18 protein-coding genes and 1 riboswitch are annotated in these 22,374 nt (G+C 74.4%); of the genes, 11 read left to right on the top strand and 7 right to left on the bottom strand.

Going from position 1 to position 22,374, the window contains the following annotated elements:
- Window positions 1-106: 106 nt before the first annotated feature.
- Window positions 107-264, top strand: a riboswitch (cyclic di-AMP (ydaO/yuaA leader).
- 14 nt (window positions 265-278) lie between these two features.
- Together AC3EQ1_RS14415 and AC3EQ1_RS14420 are read left to right on the top strand one after the other, a co-directional pair.
- Window positions 279-1,073 (top strand): M23 family metallopeptidase, encoded by a 795-nt coding sequence (locus tag AC3EQ1_RS14415; protein WP_432094709.1) that lies wholly within the window; start codon window positions 279-281, stop codon window positions 1,071-1,073.
- Between the two features lie 208 nt (window positions 1,074-1,281).
- Window positions 1,282-1,989, top strand: coding sequence for a GntR family transcriptional regulator (locus tag AC3EQ1_RS14420; RefSeq protein ID WP_432094710.1), 708 nt, complete (start codon window positions 1,282-1,284; stop codon window positions 1,987-1,989).
- Between the two features lie 261 nt (window positions 1,990-2,250).
- Here the strand turns inward: AC3EQ1_RS14420 and AC3EQ1_RS14425 are convergent, their stop codons facing one another.
- Window positions 2,251-2,532 (bottom strand): HPr family phosphocarrier protein, encoded by a 282-nt coding sequence (locus AC3EQ1_RS14425; RefSeq protein ID WP_351505038.1) that lies wholly within the window; start codon window positions 2,530-2,532, stop codon window positions 2,251-2,253.
- Window positions 2,533-2,650: 118 nt separating this feature from the next.
- Between AC3EQ1_RS14425 and AC3EQ1_RS14430 the strand changes: the two genes are divergently transcribed.
- The 4 genes from AC3EQ1_RS14430 (at window position 2,651) to AC3EQ1_RS14445 (ending at window position 8,185) form a co-directional block, all read left to right on the top strand.
- Window positions 2,651-5,458 carry a bifunctional acetate--CoA ligase family protein/GNAT family N-acetyltransferase gene (locus tag AC3EQ1_RS14430; RefSeq protein WP_432094711.1) on the top strand — a complete coding sequence of 936 codons (2,808 nt, stop codon included), beginning with the start codon at window positions 2,651-2,653 and terminating at the stop codon, window positions 5,456-5,458.
- A gap of 189 nt (window positions 5,459-5,647) precedes the next feature.
- Complete coding sequence (locus AC3EQ1_RS14435) at window positions 5,648-6,235, top strand: DUF5998 family protein (protein ID WP_351505042.1); 588 nt, start codon at window positions 5,648-5,650, stop codon at window positions 6,233-6,235.
- The gene (locus tag AC3EQ1_RS14440; protein ID WP_432094712.1) at window positions 6,235-7,434 is read left to right on the top strand and encodes an alkaline phosphatase family protein; all 1,200 of its coding nucleotides are present in this window, start codon (window positions 6,235-6,237) and stop codon (window positions 7,432-7,434) included. Before AC3EQ1_RS14435 ends, AC3EQ1_RS14440 begins: the two co-directional genes overlap by 1 nt.
- Before the next feature lie 67 nt (window positions 7,435-7,501).
- Window positions 7,502-8,185 carry a thymidine kinase gene (locus tag AC3EQ1_RS14445; protein ID WP_432094713.1) on the top strand — a complete coding sequence of 228 codons (684 nt, stop codon included), beginning with the start codon at window positions 7,502-7,504 and terminating at the stop codon, window positions 8,183-8,185.
- Window positions 8,186-8,275: 90 nt separating this feature from the next.
- Here AC3EQ1_RS14445 and AC3EQ1_RS14450 read toward each other — a convergent pair whose 3' ends face one another.
- On the bottom strand, window positions 8,276-8,767 hold the full coding sequence (locus tag AC3EQ1_RS14450) for a MarR family winged helix-turn-helix transcriptional regulator (protein ID WP_432094714.1): 492 nt from the start codon (window positions 8,765-8,767) through the stop codon (window positions 8,276-8,278).
- 36 nt (window positions 8,768-8,803) lie between these two features.
- Between AC3EQ1_RS14450 and AC3EQ1_RS14455 the strand changes: the two genes are divergently transcribed.
- A complete protein-coding gene (locus AC3EQ1_RS14455; RefSeq protein ID WP_432094715.1) occupies window positions 8,804-9,958 on the top strand; it encodes a questin oxidase family protein in 1,155 nt (384 codons plus the stop codon).
- Between the two features lie 187 nt (window positions 9,959-10,145).
- Here the strand turns inward: AC3EQ1_RS14455 and AC3EQ1_RS14460 are convergent, their stop codons facing one another.
- Window positions 10,146-10,910, bottom strand: coding sequence for a GNAT family N-acetyltransferase (locus AC3EQ1_RS14460; RefSeq protein ID WP_432094716.1), 765 nt, complete (start codon window positions 10,908-10,910; stop codon window positions 10,146-10,148).
- A gap of 453 nt (window positions 10,911-11,363) precedes the next feature.
- Between AC3EQ1_RS14460 and AC3EQ1_RS14465 the strand changes: the two genes are divergently transcribed.
- Window positions 11,364-14,066 carry a type 1 periplasmic-binding domain-containing protein gene (locus AC3EQ1_RS14465; RefSeq protein WP_432094717.1) on the top strand — a complete coding sequence of 901 codons (2,703 nt, stop codon included), beginning with the start codon at window positions 11,364-11,366 and terminating at the stop codon, window positions 14,064-14,066.
- A 49-nt stretch (window positions 14,067-14,115) separates the two neighbouring features.
- Here the strand turns inward: AC3EQ1_RS14465 and AC3EQ1_RS14470 are convergent, their stop codons facing one another.
- Complete coding sequence (locus tag AC3EQ1_RS14470; protein ID WP_432094718.1) at window positions 14,116-14,880, bottom strand: VOC family protein; 765 nt, start codon at window positions 14,878-14,880, stop codon at window positions 14,116-14,118.
- 260 nt (window positions 14,881-15,140) lie between these two features.
- Between AC3EQ1_RS14470 and AC3EQ1_RS14475 the strand changes: the two genes are divergently transcribed.
- Window positions 15,141-15,977, top strand: a complete 837-nt coding sequence (locus tag AC3EQ1_RS14475) for a sulfurtransferase (protein ID WP_432094719.1) — start codon at window positions 15,141-15,143, stop codon at window positions 15,975-15,977.
- 79 nt (window positions 15,978-16,056) lie between these two features.
- Here the strand turns inward: AC3EQ1_RS14475 and sepH are convergent, their stop codons facing one another.
- The 3 genes from sepH to AC3EQ1_RS14490 all read right to left on the bottom strand — a co-directional run bounded on the left by sepH (window position 16,057) and on the right by AC3EQ1_RS14490 (window position 20,122).
- A complete protein-coding gene (gene sepH / locus AC3EQ1_RS14480; RefSeq protein ID WP_432094720.1) occupies window positions 16,057-17,100 on the bottom strand; it encodes a septation protein SepH in 1,044 nt (347 codons plus the stop codon).
- Between the two features lie 477 nt (window positions 17,101-17,577).
- A complete protein-coding gene (locus tag AC3EQ1_RS14485) occupies window positions 17,578-18,897 on the bottom strand; it encodes a D-arabinono-1,4-lactone oxidase (protein WP_432094721.1) in 1,320 nt (439 codons plus the stop codon).
- Window positions 18,857-20,122: an MFS transporter gene (locus tag AC3EQ1_RS14490; RefSeq protein ID WP_432094722.1), complete on the bottom strand. Its 1,266-nt coding sequence runs from the start codon at window positions 20,120-20,122 to the stop codon at window positions 18,857-18,859. The genes AC3EQ1_RS14485 and AC3EQ1_RS14490 overlap by 41 nt, the downstream gene beginning before the upstream one ends.
- Before the next feature lie 109 nt (window positions 20,123-20,231).
- On the opposite strand from AC3EQ1_RS14490, the gene AC3EQ1_RS14495 reads away from it, so the two are divergent.
- Together AC3EQ1_RS14495 and AC3EQ1_RS14500 are read left to right on the top strand one after the other, a co-directional pair.
- Window positions 20,232-21,377: a ferrochelatase gene (locus tag AC3EQ1_RS14495; protein ID WP_432094723.1), complete on the top strand. Its 1,146-nt coding sequence runs from the start codon at window positions 20,232-20,234 to the stop codon at window positions 21,375-21,377.
- The gene (locus AC3EQ1_RS14500) at window positions 21,374-22,174 is read left to right on the top strand and encodes an inositol monophosphatase family protein (protein WP_432094724.1); all 801 of its coding nucleotides are present in this window, start codon (window positions 21,374-21,376) and stop codon (window positions 22,172-22,174) included. The genes AC3EQ1_RS14495 and AC3EQ1_RS14500 overlap by 4 nt, the downstream gene beginning before the upstream one ends.
- Window positions 22,175-22,374: the final 200 nt, after the last annotated feature.

A 22,374-nucleotide genomic window follows, 5' to 3' on the forward strand; every position in this document is an offset into this window, starting at 1 on the left:
CCTGTGGTGTGCGCAACAAAGATCGGCATTTCTTTGGCGATTGAAAGATGTCCCGTTTAGCGTCGGTGCGGCTGTTCGGTCGGACACCGGCCGCACCCGCGGCACCGGACAGTCATCGCCGAGTCCCCGTACGGCGCGAGCCAGGGGAGCCGGGGACCCGTGCGCAGTCCCTGGGGTGAATCGGACGCCTCTCCGGAGGGGTCCGTAGGAGACCTTCCTGCTCCGAACCCGTCAGCTAACCCGGTAGGCGAGAAGGAAGGAAAGGAGTACGCCGCCCCATGGCGTTCACCCGTGCCACCGGGAAACACCGCCGTCCGAGCCGCATGGCCCGCTCCGGCGCGAACATCGCAGGCATAGCCACGCTCACCGCCGCCGGCGCCGTCACCTCGGTCGCTTCGCCCGCGCTCGCCGCGCCCGGGGAGACCCCGGCGCCCGAGGAGACCGGGCTGCGTCAGGCGATCGTCGCCGGGGACACCCTCGCCGACACGATCGACGCCCAGGCGAAGGCCCAGCAGGAGGCCGCCGACGCGGCCGCCGCCAAGGCCAAGGCCGAGGCCGAGGCCAAGAAGCGGGCCGCCGAGGCCCGGCGCGAGGCCGCCGCCAAGGCCGAGAAGGCGCGCGAGGCCAAGGAGCGGGCCGCCCGCGAGGCCGAGCGCAAGCGTCTGAACACCTTCGTCCTCCCCGTCGAGGGCAGCAGCGTCTCCACCGGATACCAGGCATCCGGCGGCGCCTGGTCCTCCGGCAGCCACACCGGCATCGACTTCCACGCCTCTGTCGGCACCTCCGTCCACGCCGTCGGCGCGGGCGAGGTCGTCGAGGCCGGCTGGGGCGGCGCCTACGGCAACAACGTGGTGATCAAGATGAAGGACGGCACGTACACCCAGTACGGCCACCTGTCGTCCATCGGCGTCTCCGTGGGCGAGACGGTCACCCCGGGGAAGCAGATCGGCCTGTCCGGCAACACCGGCAACACCACTGGCCCGCACCTGCACTTCGAGGCCCGTACCTCGCCCGACTACGGCTCGGACATGGACCCGGTCGCCTACCTCCGGTCGCACGGCCTCAGCCTCTGAAGTCCCCGACCGCCGCCGGCCGCAAGGCAGCGCCGATCCCGCACCTCCAGCGGGGCAACGCCGGTCCGGCCTGTCCGAAAGTCAGCGCCGGTCCGGCCGTACGCGTCGGAAACGCCTCCGCATTGCCATAGAGTTCCTGAACGGGGCGGCAGCGAATTGTGCTTCGCCCTTCACCTTTCACAGGAGGTCGGGCCATGCGGGGGCGACGGTGAACGGAAATGCGCTGCCGACGGCCGGTAAGGGAATTCCGGCGCACGCGGTGTGCCAGGCGATCCGGGAAGACATCGTCTCCGGTGCGCACCCGCCCGGCAGCCGGCTCACCGAGGAGGTGCTGGCCCGCCGCTACGGCGTCTCCCGGGTGCCGGTCCGGGAGGCCCTGTGCACGCTGGAGTCCGAGGGGTTCGTGACCACGCGCCGGCACGCCGGTGCCTGTGTCGCCGAGCCCACCGCGCAGGAGGCGGCCGACCTCCTCGACATGCGGGTGCTGCTGGAACCGCTGGGCGCCGCCCGCGCCGCCCAGCGCCGCACCGAGGCCCATCTCAAGGTGCTGCGCGGACTGGTCCGGCTGGGCCAGGAGCGGGCCCGCCGGGGGCACACCGCGGATCTGCGGCCGCTCGGCGACTGGTTCCACGAGACCCTCGCCCAGGCGTCCGGCAGCCCCAGCCTGGCCTCGCTGCTCACCCAGGTCCGCCGCAAGGTCACCTGGGTGTACGCGGCCCATCCGCCGGTCCGCAGGGCCGAGTCCTGGCAGGAGTACGGCGCGGTCACCGACGCGGTGGCGCGGCGTGACGCGGACCGGGCCCGCACGCTGATGGCCGCGCACGCCGAACGTTCCCTGGCGGCCTACCGGCTGCGCCGGCCCTTTCCGGTGAGAAATCCGAAACAGCCCGTCAACACGCTGAGCGCGGGGAATTAACAGAATTCCGGTAACGGCGGGCGGGAATTCGGTCCGCACATTTGCGTCGAACGGGAACGGGAACGGGAGCGGAAAAAGGACAGGGCCGCGGCGTCCCTCCGAAAGGTTCACCACGGCCCGGCCGTGCACGGCATTTCCCCGGCGGTCCGCACGGTGGCGGCCCGCACGTGGGCAGTCTGCTCGGTGTCCCTTCCCGCGGCGGTTGCGCGCCGGACACCCGCAGGACCCGCCCGCCGGGGGCGGGCCGGGCGCAAGGAGCCCTCAGACGGTCTCCGGGAGCTCCTCCAGCCCCTCGGCGACCAGCTTCGCCAGCCGGTCGAGAGCGGCCTCGGCACCGTCGGCCTCGGAGGAGAGGACGATCTCCTCGCCGCCCTGGGCACCCAGTCCCAGCACGGCCAGCATCGAAGCGGCGTTGACCGGGGTGCCGTCGGGCTTGGCGATCGTCACGGGGACGCCGGAGGCGTTCGCCGCGCGAACGAAGATCGAAGCGGGCCGGGCATGCAGGCCCTCGGCCCAGCCGACAGTGACGCGGCGCTCAACCATGGTGTTGCCCTTCGGGTCGTGGCGGTCTTCAGATGGGACAGTTGTCTAGACCAGACGCGGCCAGTCTCTCACGGCACTTCCGGTGCTCACCGCGGCCCTGCGCCCGTAGGCTTGGGCCATGGAACTGCCGTCGGAGCACGCCTACCCGACCCACTGGGAAGCCGACGTCGTGCTGCGTGACGGCGGCACCGCACAGATCCGGCCCATCACTCCCGATGACGCCCAGCGCCTGGTGAGCTTCTACGAGCAGGTCTCGGACGAGTCGAAGTACTACCGCTTCTTCGCACCGTACCCCCGGCTCTCCGATCGCGATGTGCGCCGGTTCACCCACCACGACTACGTGGACCGGGTCGGCCTGGCGGCGACGGTGGGCGGGGAATTCATCGCCACCGTCCGGTACGACCGGATCGACGAGCGGGGCATGGCGGCGTCCGCCCCCGCCGACGAGGCCGAGGTCGCCTTCCTCGTACAGGACGCCCACCAGGGCCGGGGCGTGGCCTCCGCACTGCTGGAGCACATCGGCGCGGTCGCCCGCGAGCGCGGCATCCGCCGGTTCGCCGCCGAGGTGCTGCCCGCCAACACCAAGATGATCAAGGTGTTCACCGACGCCGGGTACACCCAGAAGCGCAGCTTCGAGGACGGGGTGGTGCGGCTCGAGTTCGGTCTCGAACCCACCGACCGGTCGCTCGCCGTGCAGCGCGGCCGGGAGCAGCGGGCCGAGGCCCGTTCGGTGCAGCGGCTGCTCGGCCCGGGCTCCGTCGCCGTCATCGGAACCGGGCGGCGGCCCGGCGGCGTCGGCCGCTCGGTGCTGCGCAACCTCCTCGACGGGGGCTTCACCGGCCGCGCCTACGCCGTGAACCGCGCCTTCCCGGACGGCACGACGGAGCTGGAGGGCGTCCCCGCCTGCCGCTCGGTGACGGACATCGGCGAGCCGGTGGACCTCGCCGTCGTCGCCGTACCCGCCGAGCACGTGCCGGCGGTGGTCGCCGACTGCGGCGAGCACGGGGTGCAGGGGCTGGTGGTCGTCTCCTCCGGTTACGCGGAGAGCGGGCCGGAGGGGCGCGACCGGCAGCGCGAACTCGTGCGGCAGGCACGCTCGTACGGCATGCGGATCATCGGGCCCAACGCCTTCGGCGTCCTCAACACCGACCCCGGGGTACGCCTCAACGCCTCCCTCTCGCCCGAGCTGCCCCCCGCGGGGCGGCTCGGCCTCTTCACCCAGTCCGGCGCGATCGGCATCGCCCTCCTCTCCGGCCTGCACCGGCGCGGCGGCGGCCACGTCGGGATCTCCACCTTCGTCTCCTCCGGCAACCGGGCCGACGTCTCCGGCAACGACTTCCTCCAGTACTGGCACGACGACCCGAACACCGATGTGGCGCTGATGTACCTGGAGTCCATCGGCAACCCGCGGAAGTTCACCCGGCTCGCCCGGCGCACGGCCATGGTCAAGCCCGTGGTCGTCGTCAAGGGCGCCCGGCACAGCGGCAGCGCGCCCACCGGGCATGCCGTCCCCACCACCCGGATCCCGGACGGCACCGTCTCCGCGCTGCTCCGGCAGGCCGGGGTGATCCGGGTCGACACCGTCACCGAACTGGCCGACGCCGGGCTGCTGCTCGCCGGGCAGCCGCTGCCCGAGGGGCCCCGGGTCGCGATCCTGGGCAACTCCGAGTCGCTGGGCCTGCTCACCTACGACGCCTGTCTGACCGAGCGGCTCCGCCCCCTCCCGCCGCGCGACCTCACCACGGGCGCCACCCCGGACGACTTCCGCGCGGCGCTCTCCGCCGCGCTGGCCGACGACCTCTGCGACGCCGTCGTGGTCACCGCCATCCCCTGGGTCGGCGACGACGGCCCCCCGGACGGCGGGTACGGCGGCCGGGCGCTGGCCGCGGCGCTGCGCGAGGCGGTCGCCGCGAGCCCCGTCCGCAAGCCGGTGACCGTGGTCCACCTGGAGATCGACGAACTCGTCGGCGCGCTGGGGGCGCCGCCGGCCGCGCCGCCCGAGGGCGAGCCGGACGGCGCCCGCATCCCCGCCTACCCCGCCGCGGAGCGGGCCGTCCGGGCCCTCGCCGAGGCCGTCCGGTACGCCCAGTGGCGGCGGCACGCGGCCGAGACCGGCCGGGTGCCGGAGTACGACGACATCCAGGAGGCCGAGGCCGGGGCCGACATCGATCTGCTGCTCGGCGCCGGTACGGGCGGCCCGGCCGCCACGGAGCGGTCCGGCGGCACGGCGATGCCCCGCAGCACGCCCCTGGGCCCCGCCGACGCGGAACGGCTGCTCGCCCGCTACGGCATCGCCGTGCGGCGCACCCTGCCCGCCCCCGACCCGGACACCGCCGCCGCTGCCGCCGCCCGCCTCGGCTACCCGGTGGCCCTCAAGACCACCGCCCCGCACCTGCGGCACCGCGCCGACCTCGGGGGAGTCCGGCTGGACCTCACCAGCGAGAAGGAGCTGCGCCGCGCCCATCAGGAGCTGACGGACTCCCTCGGCAAGGCCGACGAGCTGTGGCCCGTCGTCCAGGCCATGGCCCCGCGCGGGGTGGACACGGTCGTCCGGGCCGCCATCGACCCGTCCGCCGGTGCCGTGCTCTCCTTCGGCCTCGCCGGAGCCCCCTCGGAGCTGCTCGGCGACACCGCCCACCGGCTCGTCCCGGTGACCGACCGGGACGCCGCCGAGCTCATCCGGTCCATCCGGACCGCCCCTCTCCTCTTCGGCTGGCGGGGCTCGCAGCCGGTGGACACCGACGCGCTGGAGGAGCTGCTGCTGCGGGTCTCCCGGCTCGTGGACGACCACCCCGAGGTCGTGGCCGTCGACCTGGAGCCGGTGGTGGTCGCCCCGCACGGGCTCACCGTGCTCGGCGCCTCGGTGCGGCTCGCCCCGCGCCCGGCCTCCCCGGACCTCGGCCCGCGCCGCCTCCCCGCGTACTAGCCCCCGCCGGCCGGAGACCTCGCGCGGTACCGCAGGCCGCCCGCCCCGCCTGACGCCCGGGACCACCGGCCCCCGCTCCCACGGGGTGTCCTCCCGCCGGGAGCGAGCGGGCACCGGCCCGGCGCCCGGCCGTCCGCCGCCCGGCAGGGGGAGGGTCCGGTGCCCCGTTCGCCCCTTAGGATGGGGGTCATGGCGAAGACCGGTACGACGACCCAGGGGCTGCGCGCGGCGATCGAGCGCAGCGGCTACTACCCGGCCCTCGTGGCCGAGGCGGTGGAGGCCGCCGTGGGCGGTGAGCCGGTCACGTCCTACCTGGTCCACCAGGAGACCACCTTCGACGCGAACGAGGTCCGCCGCCATGTGACGGTGCTCGTCCTCACGGGCACCCGCTTCATCGTCAGCCACACCGACGAGCAGGCCGCCGACGGCACGTCCCCGTCGCCGTACGCCACCACCTCCACCGAGTCCGTCCGGATCGACCGGATCTCCTCGGTCGTGCTGAGCCGGGTCGTGGCCAACCCGGAGTCCTACACTCCGGGAGCCCTGCCCCGCGAGGTGGTGCTCACCATCGGCTGGGGCGCCGTCAGCCGGCTCGACCTCGAGCCCGCGGCCTGCGGTGACCCCAACTGCGAGGCGGACCACGGCTACACCGGTTCCTCCACCGCGGACGACCTCAGCCTCCGGGTCAGCGAGGCCGGCGACGGCCCGGACTCGGTGCGGCAGACCCTGGCGTTCGCCCAGGCCCTGTCCGAGGCCACCGTGGCGTCCGGCCGCTGATGGTCCAGCCCGCCACCGCCGGCTCCGCCTGGCCGGAGCCCGCGCCCCTCGACCCGCGCACCGCCCCCGTCCCCGACTACGGCAGCGGCACGCTCGCGGAGCTGCTGCCCACCCTCGCCGCCGGCCAGGGCGTTCCGGGGCTGGACGCCGGGCTGGCGCTGGAGCCCGCCGACCGGGTCTGCGTCTTCCTCGTCGACGGTCTCGGCTGGGAGCTGCTGAAGGCCCACCCCGACGAGGCGCCCTTCCTGACCGGCCTGCTGGCGAGCTCGCGCGGCGGCACCGGAGCCCCGATAGCCGCCGGCTTCCCGTCCACCACGGCGACCTCGCTGGCCTCCGTCGGCACGGGTCTGCCGCCCGGCGAGCACGGACTGCCGGGGTACACCGTGCTCGATCCGGACACCGGCGCCCTGATGAACCAGCTGCGCTGGCGGCCCTGGACCGACCCGCACCTGTGGCAGCCGTACCCGACGGTCTTCCAACTCGCCGACGCTGCCGGGGTGCACACCTGCCAGGTCTCGGCGCCGGACTTCCAGCACACCCCGCTGACGAAGATCGCGCTCAGCGGCGGCAGTTTCCACGGGCGGCTCACCGGTGAGGACCGGATGGACTTCGCCGCGGCCCAGCTCGGGGCCGCGGACCGCTCGCTGGTCTACACGTACTACAGCGAAGTCGACGGCAAGGGGCACCGCTTCGGGGTGGACTCCGACGCCTGGCGCGGCCAGCTCATGTACGTGGACCGGCTCGCGCAGCGGCTCGCCGAACAGCTTCCCCCGCGTTCCGTCCTCTACGTCACCGCCGACCACGGCATGATCGACCTCCCGTTCGACCCGGACTCCCGGATCGACTTCGACGAGGACTGGGAGCTGCGTGCCGGAGTCGCCGTGCTGGGCGGTGAGGGCCGTGCCCGGCACCTCTACGCCGTGCCCGGCGCGGCCGGCGACGTGGCTGCCGTCTGGCGCGAGGTCGTGGGGGACCGGATGTGGGTGGCGACCCGCGAAGAGGCCATCGACGCCGGGTGGTTCGGCCCGCACGTGGACGACCGGGTCCGCGGCCGGATCGGCGATGTGGTCGCCGCGGCCTGCGACGACGTCGCCATCGTGGCCTCGGAGACCGAGCCGAACGAATCGGCCATGGTCGGCCTGCACGGCTCGATGACGGCCGTGGAACAGCTCGTGCCGCTCCTCGAAGTCCGTACCTGATCCCTTCCGCGGGCCCCGCCCGCCGTCCGCCCGCTCCCGCGCGCCACCGAAAGGCCCTGCCACTCCCATGCCCGAGCTGGTGTTCTTCTCCGGAACCATGGACTGCGGAAAGAGCACCCTCGCTCTGCAGATCGAGCACAACCGCTCGGCCCGGGGCCTGAAGGGCATGATCTTCACCCGGGACGACCGGGCCGGCGAGGGCAAGCTCTCCTCCCGCCTCGGCCTGGTCACGGACGCGGTCGAGGCCGGGACCGGGTTCGACTTCTACGTCCATCTCGTCGGCCACCTCTCGGCCGGCGGCCGGGCGGACTACGTCATCGCGGACGAGGCGCAGTTCCTGGAGCCCGAGCAGATAGACCAGCTCGCCCGGGTCGTCGACGACCTCGAACTCGACGTGTTCGCCTTCGGGATCACCACCGACTTCCGCAGCAAGCTCTTCCCCGGCTCGCAGCGGCTGGTGGAGCTCGCCGACCGCATCGAGGTCCTCCAGGTCGAGTCGCTGTGCTGGTGCGGAGCCCGCGCCACGCACAACGCCCGTACCGTGGGCGGCCGGATGGTCGTGGAGGGCGCCCAAGTGGTCATCGGGGATGTCAGCCACGGGGAGGACGAGGTGGGGTACGAGGTGCTGTGCCGGCGCCACCACCGGCGCCGGATGACCTCGGCCGCGGCGCGGGCGGCCGCGCTCTCCCCGGATGTGCTGCCGGTGGATGGCGTGGATGCGGTGGACGCCGTGGGTGCCGTCCGGCGGTAGGACACGCCCCGTCCGGCGCCTGCCCGTTCCGGCCCTGGGGCGTCCCCGCGGCGGGCGTTGCCGTTCCGTGGCCGTCGGGCGGGGAGGACCCTAGCTCTGCACCGCGCGGACCCAGGCCGTCAGCCCCGCGAGGAATCCCGCCCGCTCCACGGGCGACAGCCCCTCCAGGGCCCGCAGCAGTGGCTCGACCCGCCGGACGACGAAGGTCTCCAGCGCCGGGCGGTACTCCTCGGCCAGGGACACCAGCACCCGGCGGCGGTTCGCCGGGTCCTCGCCCCGGACCACGATCCCGGCCCGGCTCAGCCCGCCGACCAGCTCGCTGGCGGTGGGCAGCGACACATGGAGCCGGCGGGCGATGTCGCCGACGGTCAGTGGCGGGCCGGCCAGCAGATGGGGCAGCACGGCGCCGTGACGCGGCGTCAGCCGATGGGTCTCCATCGCCTCGCGGAGCATCTCCGGCATGAGGTCCCGGACGACGGCTCCGCGGTAGAAGGGCTCCAACAGCGGTACGAGAGCCACGACTTCGATCTCCTCGGCGGTCGGCCTCCGGCCCGCCTTCCGCTCACTGAGCTCCTGACGCATACTGCGCAGTGTAGATGGTTTGGATATCCAAACTGTTTGGACTTTCGAAGGGTGCTGCGCATGCCGTCGATCAGCTACAGCGATGCCGTCAACGATGCCCTGGAACGGATGAACGACCTCGGCTACGAGCGGGGGCAGGGGGTCGACCTCGCCAACCACGGCCCGATGGGGGCCGAGGCGCTCGCCCTGCTCGGGCAGGAGGACGAGGTCGCGCGCTGGGTGGGGCGCTACCGCCGCGCCATGGAGCACCACGAACCCCCGGCCGCCCGCTTCGCCCTGGATCCCGCGGACGAGTCCTCCTGGCGTCCGGCGCTCGGGGACTTCGGCCGGGCCGGCGACTGGGAGCTGCTCTTCGCCCGCGAACTGACCGAAGCGCACTGGCGGGACGTCCTCGTCCGCTGGTGGCCCCGGCTGCTTCCGGGGCTGTTCGCCGGACTGACGCATGGCCTCATCCGCACCGCCCACGCGGTCCGCGCCCTCTCCGCGGCCGGCCGGCCGACCCGGCTGCAGCGGGACGAGCTCGCGCGCGGGCTGGCGTACTGGGCCGCCCGCCACTCCGTGCTGCCCGGCAGTCCCCGGCTCACCGGCCACCGCGAGCTGTCCGCCGCCGTGGCGGAACTGCCCCGGGTGCCGCAGGAGGGCGGGCTGGGACCGGGCACCGTCCGCGCCCGGCTGGACGGCCTCTCCGGCCTTCCGGGCTACCACGAGGCGCTGGAGTGGCCGGCCGCGGAGCACGCCCCGCGGCTGCTCGGCGAGATGACGCTGCAGTTCGCCGATGTCTATCTCGGCCATCCCGAGGTGTATCCGGTGCCGCTGATCCACGGCGTCACCGCCCCGGCCGCGGCGCGCATCGTGCTGCCGCACCTGCCCTGCGAACTGCACGGGCCCACCCTGGCCCGGTTGTGGCAGGTGCAGGCCACCCTCCTGCTCGCGTTCACCACCGACCGGCGGGGGGAGGGCACGGCCGCCTGGCGCTCGGAGGTTCCGGAGCCGCCCCCGATCGCCGAACTGGGGGCGCGGGCGGCCGAGCACGGCGACGAGCACGTCATCAAGTTCACCGAGGCGTGCCTGCGCGAATACGCCCTGCGGCCCGACCCGCGCTACCCGGCCGCCGCCTTCGCCGCACAGCGGCGCATCACCCCGCTGGACGCCGGCGGCGGGGTCGGCGGAGTGCGGCCCGGCACGCCGTAACCCCGGCGGGCACCGGAGCTACGGGACGCTCACGCACCGGGCTGCCGCAGCGCAACGCTGCCGTGGCCCGGCAGCGACGGATCCACTGACGCTTGCGCCCCGGCCGGTACGGGATGGCCAGGCGCGCGCCGTCAGTACGGGATGGCCAGGTGCGCACCGTCAGTACGGGATGGCCAGGCGCGCGCCGTCAGTACAGGGTGACCAGGCGCGCGGCCACGCAGGGGTCCTCGTTGCGGTAGCCGAGGCGGGTGTAGAGGCGGTCGGCGGGCGCGTTGTCGGCGAGCTGCCACAGGGTGCAGAAGCCGTCCCGGCGCACGGCGTGGCGGGTCAGCCACGAGGTCAGCGCCGCGCCGAGGCCCTGGCCGCGCACCCGGGTGTCGGTCGCCACGGACGCCATGAGCGGGGCGCCGCTGTCCCGCAGGCTGCTCATGGCACCGCAGGCCACCAGCCGTCCGTCGGCCTCGCGGATACCGGCCCACAGCCGGACGTCCGAGGAGCCGGGGCCGGTCGAGTGCGCGGGGCTGTGCTCGTTGAGGAAGGCGAGCAGCTCGTCGTGGTGGCTCTCGTCGAGCGTGACCACCCGGTGCTCGGCCGGGTGGACGGCGGGTTCCTCCACGGTCCAGCGGAAGATCCACTCGATGACGTCGGTCACCGCGAGATGGCGGCCGACCAGCCGGTCGGTGCCCCGGGGCCCGGTGAACTCCCGCACCCGGTCGGGCAGCTCATGGGCGGCGCGCAGCACCAGCCCGGCGGCGGCATCCGGTTCGCCGACGCTCCACACGTGCCCCCGGGCATCGTCGAGCCAGGCGGCCGCGCCGCTGCCGGACCAGCTGATCCGCCCGTCGGACCGCTGCCGGGCGGCACCGAACCGCAACAGGGCGGAACCGGCCTGGAGCTCCAGGCCCTGGTCGAACAGATCCGTGGACCGGGGAACAAGAGTGGTTGCCTGCATCGCTCCTGACCAAGGACGTAGGGGCACGACGGAGCCGGGCGCGCGCGGGCACGGCCGGATCCGCTGTTCTGGGTATGGGGGAGCCCCGGCGGCGGCGCGCGGGCGCGCCCGGCCGAGCGGGACGGCCTACTGTGGCACACCGCCCCTGGCCCGGAGCAAATCCGGAGGAGGGGCCTCCGGCCCGTTACCCGGAGTTGTCCCGGAGGCGGTCGCGAGGACATCGGGGGAGCCGCCGCGACGGCGGCCCGGACGGATCCCGGAGCCCCGCCGTGCCCGGGCTCCGCGCCGTCGCCCGTCCCGGTCGCGACCACCGGACGTACCGTCCTCGGACCACTGAGGGTTGTCCCGGAAACCCCGAAGTTCCGGCGATTCACGTGATGTATGTCTCTATAGTGCTCCCCAGGTTCGGCGCCGGCCCCGGGGCGGGCGCCGTTGGGGGACGGGGAGTCGCGTATGGACGAGCAACTGGACGCCGCGCTGGCACAACTGGTGATCCGGGACCGGCTGCGGCGACGGGGACTCCGGTTCTCCCGGCGGTCCGGCGGGGCCCTGGTCCTCCAGCTCGAAGGCCCGGAGAGCACCGTGCGGCCCTGGCCCGAGCAGTACCACTCCCGCTACCGGGGCGTGCTGCCGGTCAACAGCCCCGGCGGCGTTCCCGCCGAGAACGCGGGGGAGAAGGAGCTCGTCGCCGCGCTGCTCGCCGTGGCCCAGGGCTGCGGCTACGACGGCCGCCCGGCCTACCGGCTGCCCCTGGTGTTCCCCCGCTTCGCCGCCGCCTTCGCCGCGCTCTACGTCTGGGAGCCGGTGCCCGGCCACACCGAGGCCGAGCAGGTCGACGAGCTGGCGCACATGGTCCGGCAGGCCATCGCCAAGGAGCGCCGGCACGTCCTGACGGAGTTACGCCGGCGCTTCCAGGGGCTGCCCCGGCCGGAGAACGCCCCGCAGCAGGTGAACTGGCTGGTGTCGCTGGGCGGCTGGGCCGTCGACGCTCTGCGGTTCCCGCACTACCGGACCGTCCGCTGGTACCGGCGCAAGCGGTTCGGCGCCCTGGAACTGCGCACCTCGCGCGAGGTGTTCCGGGAACTGCACAAGCGGCGCGGCACCCCGCCGGCCGACAAGCGGCTGCTGCTGGTCGAGGCGCTGCTCGCGGACATCGACGCGCACTACGGCCTCTTCCGCCGCCTCAACCGGGCCCGCCGCCCGGTGATCCTGCTGCCGGACGTGGACACCGCCCCCGACCGGCGGGCCATCCGGGACACCCTGCTCGCCGCGTACGACGGCCGCTCCCGCGAGCTGCGGGTGTACCCGGTGGTGGTGGCCACCTCGGCGCCGGGCGCCGCCCCCTCGCCGCAGGTGCCGAACGAGCCGGTCCCAGCGAGCGGGCTGCGGCACGCCGTCCCCGCCCTGTTCCACGCCCGGGAGACGGCCGCCGAGGAGCGGCGGCTGGGCCGGGACGTACCGCTGCCCGGACGGCTCCTCCAGGTCACCGCGGGCCCCGGCCGGACCGCCGGACACCCGGGGGCGCCGGCGGCCGCACGGCGCTACGGCCGGCTGGGACCGGTCACCGTCGCCGGCCTCGTGCTGGCCGTGCTCGCGGGGCTGGGCCGGGGCGGGTCCCTCCTCCTCGGGCCGGAGGGCCCCGAGAGCTGCGGCGAAGGTCTGCAGGTGCACGGCAAGGACTGCGTGGGCGTCTCGGACGGCACCGGGGTCTTCATGCCGGACGCCGAGGGGATGGCCGAGGTCTCCGCCCGGATCGAGGCCGAGAACCGGCGGATCGCCGGCGCGAAGCACGCGACGGTGGCGCTGCTGATCCCCCTGGAGTCGAGCAACGCGGCCGTCCGGAAGCAGATCCTGAGCGAGGTGCAGGGCGCCCATCTGGCCCAGGTGAGGGCGAACGCCGCCGACGGGGCCAAGCCGCCCGTCCGGCTGGTCCTGGCCAACCCGGGCCGCAACTACCGGCTGTGGCGGCACACCGTGGACCAACTGGTGGCGAGCGAGCCCGGCCTGCGGGTGATCGCGGGCTTCAACCTCAGCCTGCGGGCCACCCGGGACGCCATGTCCCATGTGACGAACCGGCTGGGGATCCCCGTCGTCGCGAGCGTCGTCACCGCGGGCGACTTCGCCAACCCCGAGGGCCGGAGCCGGGCCGAGGACCCCTACCCGGGGCTGGTCCGGGCCGTGCCCACCAGCCGGGACCAGGCGCGCGCCCTGCTCGACTTCGACCCGGAACTGGCCGGTGCCCACACCGCGCTGGTCGCCGACACCCGGCCGAACGACAGCTACAACGCGTCGCTCTGGACGACCTTCACCGAGGCCCGGGGCGGCCGCCGGCAGGGTGGCGGCGCGGGTGTACAGGACATGACGTTCGCCTCGCCCGGACGCGAGAAGGCGGGCGTCACGCCCAACGAGTTCGAGGACTTCGCCCGCAACATCTGCCAGTCCAACGCCCGCGTGGTGTACTTCGCCGGACGCGCCTTCCACCTGGAGCTGTTCGTCAAGAAGCTGGCCGGCACCTACTGCACCGGCAAGAAGTCCTACACCGTGATCACCGGTTCCGACGCGACGACCCTGGGGCAGCGGCTGGACCGGGACGAGCGCGCACTGCTGCGCGGGGACGCCGGCGTGGGCAAGCCCTCGGTGTCCGTCCGGTACACGGCGCCCGCCCACCCCGACGCCTGGGACGTCGAGGCCCGGCGCTGGCGGGAGAAGGCGGCGCGGCACGGCTCGAAGCCGCGCCGCGAGGACCTGCCCCGCTACCTCGCCGAGCCCCAGGACGCCATGAACTCCCTGCGCGCGGACATCGCCGCCGTCGGCAACATCGGCCCGGTCCAGCTCGACGACGGCCGCACGATCACCACCCACGACGTGGTCCTCACCGCCGCCGAGGCGCTCGCCAAGGCGGCCGCGATCAGCAAGACGGAGGTCCCGCCCCGGGAGCGGATCAAGCAGGACTTCGCCCATCTGAACCTCGCGTCCCGGGTGCAGGGGGCCGGCGGCTGGATCTGCCTGACCAACGCGGGCAATCCGTACGACAAGGCCACCTTCGTGGTCCGGCTGGACCCGGCCTCCACCCGGCTCACCTTCGAGGGCGTGGGCTGGCCCGAGGGCCGGGTGCCGCCGCACAACTGCGCGGTGCCGCAGACGCCGGGTGACTGACGGCCGGGGCGCGGATCGCGCGCTCCGGCCGCCTCGCCCCACCGCTGAGCTACGGACGCACCGCCAGCACCGTGAAGACGGCGCCCTCCGGGTCGGCGACCTCCGCCGACCTCCCGGCCGCGCCGTCGCCCGGCGGCCGGACCACCCGGCCGCCGAGCTCGGTCACCCGCCGGGCCGCCGCGTCGGCGTCCGCGACCGCGAACGACGTCATCCAGTACGGGCCGCGTTCACGGGGCAGCGCCGCCCCCAGGCCGTGCACCGCGGCCACGGGCCGGCCGTCCAGCAGCAGCGCGTGGTGGTCCGGCCCGTCCGCCGCCGACTCGAAGCCGAAGACCGCCGCGTAGAACTTGGCCGCCGTCCCGGACTCCCGGGTGAACAGCTCGCTCCGGACCGGAGTGCCGGGATCGCCGGCCGCCTCCGTCCCCCGGTGCTCCCTGCTCTGCCAGGCACCGAACACCGCGCCCGTCGGGTCCGCGGCGATCACCAGCCGGCCCGCCGCGCCCGCGTCCAGCGGGCCGACGCCCACGGTGCCGCCGCAGCACCGGATCCGGTAGGCGGTCGTGTGGGCGTCCTCGGTGGCCAGGTACGTCGTCCAGGCGACGGGCAACTGCCGGTCCGGGGGCAGCACCCCGATCCCGGCGACCACCCGGCCGCCGAGCAGGGCCTGTGCGTACGGCCCGAGTTGCGGGGGCCCCGGGCTGAACGTCCAGCCGAACAGGGAGCTGTAGAAGTCCTGGGTGGCGGTCAGGCTGTGCACCATCAGGCTCACCCAGCAAGGCGTACCCGGTCTGTGGTGGGTCTCGGCCTCGGTCATGGGCATTCTCTCCTCGGACCATCGTGGTGGTCGTGCGGGAACCGGGCGTGCGCCGTCCGGGCGGACGCCCCATCAGATGCTGGCACCGCTTCCGACACGGCACGCCGGGGCCGCGCCGCCGGGTCCGGGCCGACCCGGACCGGTGACCGTTTTGCCGCGCGGCATCCGATTCCCCGGGATCACGTTCCGGTGACCCTCCGCCGCGTGCCGGTTCCCCCGGCAGCATCCGGCGCAGCCGTCGCTACGCAAGGATGGGAACCATGAATGCCATCATCACCGCATCCGCCCTGGAGCGGGAGACCGCCGGCCCGCGCCTGCCCGTGCTGCTCGACGTCCGCTACGAGATGGGCGGCCCGCCCGGACGCCCCGTCTACGAGGCCGGGCACCTGCCCGGCGCCGTCTACATCGACCTGGAGACCGAACTCGCCGGCCCGCCGGGGAGCAACGGCCGGCACCCGCTGCCCGAACTCGCGGTCTTCACCGGCGCGATGCGCCGGGCCGGGATCTCCGCGGACCGCCCGGTCGTGGTCTACGACGGCGGCAAGGGCTGGGCCGCGGCCCGGACATGGTGGATGCTGCGCTGGTCCGGGCACCCCGACGTCCGGGTGCTGGACGGCGGCTTCGCCCACTGGACCGCCGAGGGACGGCCGCTCTCCACGGACGTACCGGTGCCCGCGGAGGGGACGTTCACCCCGGAGCCGGGAGCGCTGCCGCTGCTCGACGCCGACGACGCGGCGGCCCTCGCGAGGTCGGGCGTGCTGCTCGACGCCCGGGCCGCGGAGCGCTACCGCGGCGAGGTGGAGCCGATCGACCCGGTCGCCGGGCACATCCCCGGGGCGGTGTCGGCCCCCACGACGGAGAACGTCGCGGCGGACGGCCGGTTCCTGCCCGCGGCCGAACTGCGGAAGCGCTTCGACGCGTTGGGCGCGGACAGCGGCGCGCGGATCGGCGTCTACTGCGGCTCCGGGGTCTCGGCCGCCCACCAGGTGCTCGCCATGGCGGTGGCGGGTCTCCCGGCCGCGCTGTACGTGGGTTCGTGGAGCGAGTGGACCGCGGACGCACAGCGTCCCGTGGCCACCGGCCACGAACCCGGCTGACGGGGCGCCGGCGCGCCGAGGGGGCCCGCGGCCACGGGGACTTCCGTGATCACGGCCCCCTCGGGCACGTGCGTTCCCGCTACTCCTGCTTCTTGCGGCGGGTGCCGAAGACGATCTCGTCCCAGCTGGGCACCGCGGCCCGGCGCCCCGGCCGCACGCCGTCCGCCTCGGCCTGCCGGTCCGTCGTGCCGGTCAGCCGGTCGCGGTGGCCCGCCACCGCACGCGGCATCAGCACGTCCGCGTACGCCGACCCGGCACCGGCCGCGGCGGGCGTGGCCGGTTCGGCCGTGGTCTCCGGCTCCTCCTCGTCCTCCTCGTCGGCCAGCGGAGAGGCCACCGGCTCCGGCACGACCATGTCGCCCCGGAAGCTCGGCACCGCCTCCAGCAGACTGGTCAGCGAGTCCCGCTCATCGCTCTCCTCCGGCTCCGCGGAGGGGGCGGGCTGCGTGCGGTCCAGCGGCCGGTCCCGCGGCAGACGGGCGATCCGCGGAATGAACGGGAAGCTGGGCTCCGGGGTGTCGTCCGTCTCCCCGATCAGCGCCCGGGCCTCGTCGTCCACGGCCTGCACCAGCCGGCGCGGCGGGTCGTAGGTCCAGCTCGCCGAGTGCGGCTCGCCCGCGACCTCGTAGGCGAGCAGCACCTCCCAGGTGCCGTCGTCCCGCCGCCAGGAGTCCCACTGCACCGTGTCGCGGTCGGCGCCACGCAGCAGCAGTCGCTCCGCCACCGCCTCGCCGAGCTGCGGTCCGGTGTTCTCGCCGGGCCGCCGGACGGGCGTCTTGCGGGCCCGCTCGGCCATGAACGCGCGCTCGGCCAGCACCGGGCCCTCGAAGCGCCGCACCCGGTCGACGGAGATGCCGGCGAGCTGTGCGACCTCCTCGGCGGAGGCACCGGCCCGTATCCGTGCCTGGATGTCGCGGGGACGGAGGTGGCTCTCGACCTCGATCTCGATCTGCCCCAGCCGGGCCCGGTCGTTGCGCACGGCCGCGCGCAGACGTTCGTCGATCGGAAGGGTGTACTCCGTGCTGTCCGCAGCCTTCAGCACCAGCCGTGTGCCGTCGTTGCTGACGGCCACGACACGCAGTTCGGGCATGGGGACCTCCCGGGTGGTGCCTGCCGACGTCACGTGCGTCGCTGCTTCCGCTGGACGAGTGTGGCCTGCCCGGGTGCAGCCTGCCACAACATTGCCGTGTTACCCGGCGTGTCGGGCATGCGCCCGAATCCGCCGTTATGACACGGTTACCGATTCGCCACTCTCCGTGACCGTGCCGTTCCGTTGTGCGCCGCTACCCGTGTCCTTCCGCGGCTCCGCCGGGTCGAGTGCCGCCTCCGGCCCCCTCCGGTAGGTCCGGGCGGCCGGACGAGGAACCGGAGCCAGGGCTGGCCACAGTACTCCATTCGGACCATGCAGGTGGACCCGCCGCGCGGCCGAACTTCTGGCCGGGTGGGGGAGTTGGCTGCCACGGCGTCGAATCGAGGGCGGGGATGTTCACGGCATCCATTCAATCGGAGCCCTTCAGTCCGCTTGGTGGCGGGGGCGGCTCGGCGCCGGCGAGGACGGGAGCGTGGACCGGGTGCCGGCTGTCCTTCCGCCCCGCGGCCGTCACTCTCCGAGCACGCGCCGCAGATACGCGTTGCCGAAGACCCGCCCCGGGTCCAGCCGGTCGCGCAGCGCGGTGAATTCACCGAACCGGGGGTACACGCCGGCCAGGTACCCGGCGTCGCGGCTGTGCAGCTTGCCCCAGTGCGGCCGGCCGCCGTGGGCCGTCATGATCCGCTCCACGGCGGTGAAGTACGCCTGGTGCGGGGTGCCCCGGTACAGATGGACGGCGATGTAGGCGGTGTCCCGGCCCGAGGCGGTGGACAGCGTGATGTCGTCGGCCGGGGCGGTGCGGACCTCCACCGGGAAGCCGATCCGCAGCGGGGAGCGCTCGGTCATCGCCTTCACCTCGCGCAGCGCCGGCATCGCGGCCTCCCGCGGCAGGGCGTACTCCATCTCGACGAACCGCACGCGGCGGGGAGTGGTGAACACCTTGTACGGGATGTCGGTGTAGGTGCGGGCCGACAGCGCGCGGCTGGCCACCCGGGCGATGCCGGGGATGAGCGCGGGCACCGCCCGGCCCACCGAACAGGCGGCCTGGAAGACCCCGTTGGAGAGCAGCTCGTCCTCGACCCAGCCGCTGACCCGGCCCGGCGGGCGGGCCGGACCGGCGCTGCGGTTGTTCCGCTTGGTGTTGCAGTTCGCGGTGTGCGGAAACCAGTAGAACTCGAAGTGCTCGTTCTCGGCCACGTGTTGGTCGAACTCCGCCATGACCTGCTCGAAACCCATGGGTTCCTCACGGGCGGTGACCAGGAACAGCGGCTCCACCGCGAAGGTGACGGCGGTGACGACGCCGAGGGCGCCCAGCCCTATCCGGGCCGCCGCGAAGATCTCGGGGTGCTCCTCGGCGGAGCAGGTGAGCACCGAACCGTCCGCGGCGACCAGTTCGAGCGCCGTGATCTGGGCGGCGATCGAGGCGGAGTCCCGGCCGGTGCCATGGGTGCCGGTGCTGACGGCACCCGCCACGGTCTGCGCCATGATGTCACCCATATTGGTGAGCGAGAGGCCCTGCGCGGCGAGTGTTTCGTTGAGGTGCCGCAGCGAGGTGCCCGCGGCGGCCGTCACCGTCCCGGCCGCGCGGTCGATCCGCCGGATGCCGGTGAGCCGGTCCGGGCGTATGAGCACCCCGTCGGTCGCGGCGGCGGCGGTGAAGGAGTGGCCGGTGCCGACCGGTTTCACCGTCAGGCCGTCCTCGGCGGCGGCCGTCACGATCCGCGCCACCTCGTCGGCGGAGGCCGGTGCCAGGGTCCGGACCGGCCGGGCGGTGACGTTGCCCGCCCAGTTACGCCAGGCTGTGCCGTTCTCGATCGTCGTCGTTCGCACTGGACCCTCCCCTTCCCTGCGGACGGGGCGTCCCCGTCCGCTCGGCGGCCGGCCGGAGCCGGCGGTATCCCAGGAGCGCGATGGCGGCCGCGGACGCTCCGGCCACCGCCGGTACCGCGTATCCGGCGTCGGCACCGGCGCTGTCGACCACCCATCCCGCGGCCGACGAGCCGAGCGCCACCCCGACCGTGATCCCGGTGGTCGTCCAGGTGATGCCCTCGGTCAGTTTGGCGCGCGGTACGTGCTGCTCGACGAGGCCCATGGTGGTCACCATCGTGGGGGCGACCGACAGGCCAGCGACGAAGAGCGCCCCGGCCAGCAACACCAGGTTCCCGGCCAGTAGCAGAGGGATCATACTCACGGCCATCGCGAGGAAACCCAACAGCCACCGGCGGGCGGCCGGGCCCGTCGGGTGCAGCAGCCCGAAGACCGCCCCCGCCAGACAGGACCCCAGGGCGAAGACCGCGAGCACCACGCTCGCCGCCGCCTTGTGCCCCTCCTCCTCGGCGAAGGCCACCGTCACCACGTCCACCGCGCCGAAGACGACGCCGGTCGCGACCAGGGCGGCCACCAGCACCCGCAGGCCGGGCGAGCGGAGCGCGGAGCCCGGGGTGTGCTCCTCGCGGGGCGCGGGCACCGGCTCGGTGGCCCGCTGGGCGGTGAACCAGAGGATGCCGGTGACCAGGAACACCAGCGCCAGCAGCGGACCCGCCGCCGGGAACCAGGCGGTGGACAGCCCGATCGAGACGATCGGGCCGAGGATGAAGCAGACCTCGTCGACGATCGACTCCCAGGCGTACGCCGTGTGCAGGGCGCGCGGCGCGTCCCGGTGCAGGGCCGCCCAGCGGGCGCGGACCATCGACCCGAGGCCGGGCACGCACCCGGCGCCCGCCGCGAACACGAACAGCAGCCAGTCCGGCGCGCCCCGCTGGGCGCAGACCAGGAGTCCGGCGACGGCGCCGGCCGAGACCAGGGCGGTCGGGCGCAGCACCCGGCGCTGGCCGTGCCGGTCGACCAGCCGGGACATCTGCGGGCCGAGCACCGCCATCGAGAGCGCGAGGGTGGCCGAGAGCGCGCCCGCCAGCCCGTAGCGGCCGGTCAGCTGGGAGATCATCGTGACCACGCCGACGCCCATCATCGACATCGGCATCCGCCCCAGGAACCCCGCGGCCGAGAACCCCTTCGCGCCGGGTGCGGTGAAGATCGCGCGGTAGGGGCTGGGCAACGGGTCACTCCGCGGTAAGGAATGTCGGGGGCCCGAACAGATTACGGGCGGACGGCCCCGGCCGCCGCCCGTTTTCCGGCCGCCGCCGGCGGGTGGCAGGATCGGGAGCATGCCCGCACATCCGGCCCATGCCCCCTATGACGCCCTGCTGCTCCTGTCCTTCGGCGGCCCGGAGGGGCCGGACGACGTCGTGCCGTTCCTGGAGAACGTCACCCGCGGCCGCGGCATCCCCCGCGAGCGGCTGAAGGAGGTGGGCCGGCACTACTTCCTCTTCGGCGGGGTCAGCCCGATCAACGCGCAGAACCGGGAGCTGCTGGACGCCCTGCGCAAGGACTTCGCGGAGCACGGGCTCGGCCTGCCCGTCCACTGGGGCAACCGCAACTGGGCGCCCTGTCTGACGGACACCCTGCGGGAGATGGTGGCCGAGGGCCGGCGCCGCATCCTCGTCCTCGCCACCAGCGCGTACGCCTCGTACTCCGGCTGCCGGCAGTACCGGGAGAACCTGGCCGACGCGCTGGCCGCGCTGGAGGCCGAGGGCCTGCCGCTGCCGCAGGTGGACAAACTGCGGCTGTACTTCAACCACCCCGGCTTCGTCCGGCCCATGGTGGACCGCACCCTCGCGGCGCTCGCCGAACTGCCGGAGGAGGTGCGCGCGGGGGCCCACCTCGCCTTCACCACGCACTCCATCCCGACCTCCGCCGCGGACACCTCCGGTCCGGTGTCCGGGCACGGCGAGGGCGGGGCGTACGTCGCCCAGCACCTGGACGTCGCCCGGGAGATCGCCGGGGCGGTGGCCCGGGAGACGGGCACCGAGCACCCGTGGCGGCTCGTCTACCAGTCGCGCAGCGGGGCCCCGCACATCCCCTGGCTGGAACCGGACATCTGCGACCACCTGGAGGAGCTGCACGGCGCCGGGGCGCCGGCGGCGGTGATGGTCCCGATCGGCTTCGTCTCCGACCACATGGAGGTGAAGTACGACCTCGACACCGAGGCGACGGCGAAGGCCGCCGAACTGGGGCTGCCGGTCTCCCGCGCCGGAACCGTGGGCGCCGACCCGCGGTTCGTCGAGGCGGTCCGCGAGCTGGTCCTGGAGCGCGCCGCGACGGAGCAGGGGCGCTCGGTGGAGCGCTGCGCGCTGGGCGCCCTCGGCCCGAGCCACGATCTGTGCCCCGTGGGCTGCTGCCCCGGCCGCACCCCGCGCCCGGCCGCCGCCGGCGCGGACAGCCCGTACCAGCCACTGCAGGGGGCCCGGTGAACCACCAGCTCACGGACGAACTTCTCGCACTCGCCCTGGAGGCCGCCCGCCGCGCGGGCACGCTGCTCCGCGACGGCCGCCCCGAGGACCTCGGTGTCGCCGCCACCAAGTCCAGCGCGATCGACGTGGTCACCGAGATGGACATCGCCTCCGAGAAGCTGATCACCGGCTTCCTGGCGGAGGCGCGGCCGCAGGACGGCTTCCTCGGCGAGGAGGGATCCAGCACCGAGGGCACCAGCGGCGTCCGCTGGGTGATCGACCCCATCGACGGCACGGTCAACTACCTGTACGGGCTGCCCTCGTGGGCGGTGAGCATCGCCGCGGAGATCGACGGCGAGACGGCCGTCGGCGTGGTGGCGGTCCCGATGCGTGGCGAAACGTTCCGGGCGGTCCGCGGCGGCGGCGCGTACCTCGGCGACCGGCCCCTGGAGTGCCGCACCGCACCCCGGCTGGCGGAGGCCCTGATCGCCACCGGCTTCGGCTACCGCACCGAGCGCAAGGCGGGCCAGGCGGAGGTGGTGCACCGCCTGCTCACCCGGGTCCGGGACATCCGCCGCGGCGGCGCCGCCGCGATCGACCTCTGCGATGTGGCCGCCGGCCGTCTCAACGGCTACTACGAGCGCGGGATCAATCCGTGGGACTACGCGGCGGGCGAGCTGATCGCCCGGGAGGCGGGCGCGCTCACCGGCGGGCGCCCCGGGGAGAAGCTGACCGGGGAACTCGCGGTCGCCGCCGCTCCCGGGGTCTTCGAGCCCCTGCAGGCGCTCCTGGAGGAGCTCGGCGCCTGGCACGACTGACACGGGCGGCCGGGCCGGCTGAACGGGCCGTACGGCCCGTCCCTGGCCCCGTGTCCCGGGCCTGAGGCCGGGGGCAGGGGGCAGGGGGCAGAGAACCGCCGCACGCGACAGAGCGCTCAGCACAGGGCCCAGCCCACAGCTCACGACAGAGCCCACGACACACGACAGAGCACGAGCACACGACAGGGCCCCGGAACCGA

It is taken from the genome of Streptomyces sp. bgisy100 (genome assembly GCF_057709105.1).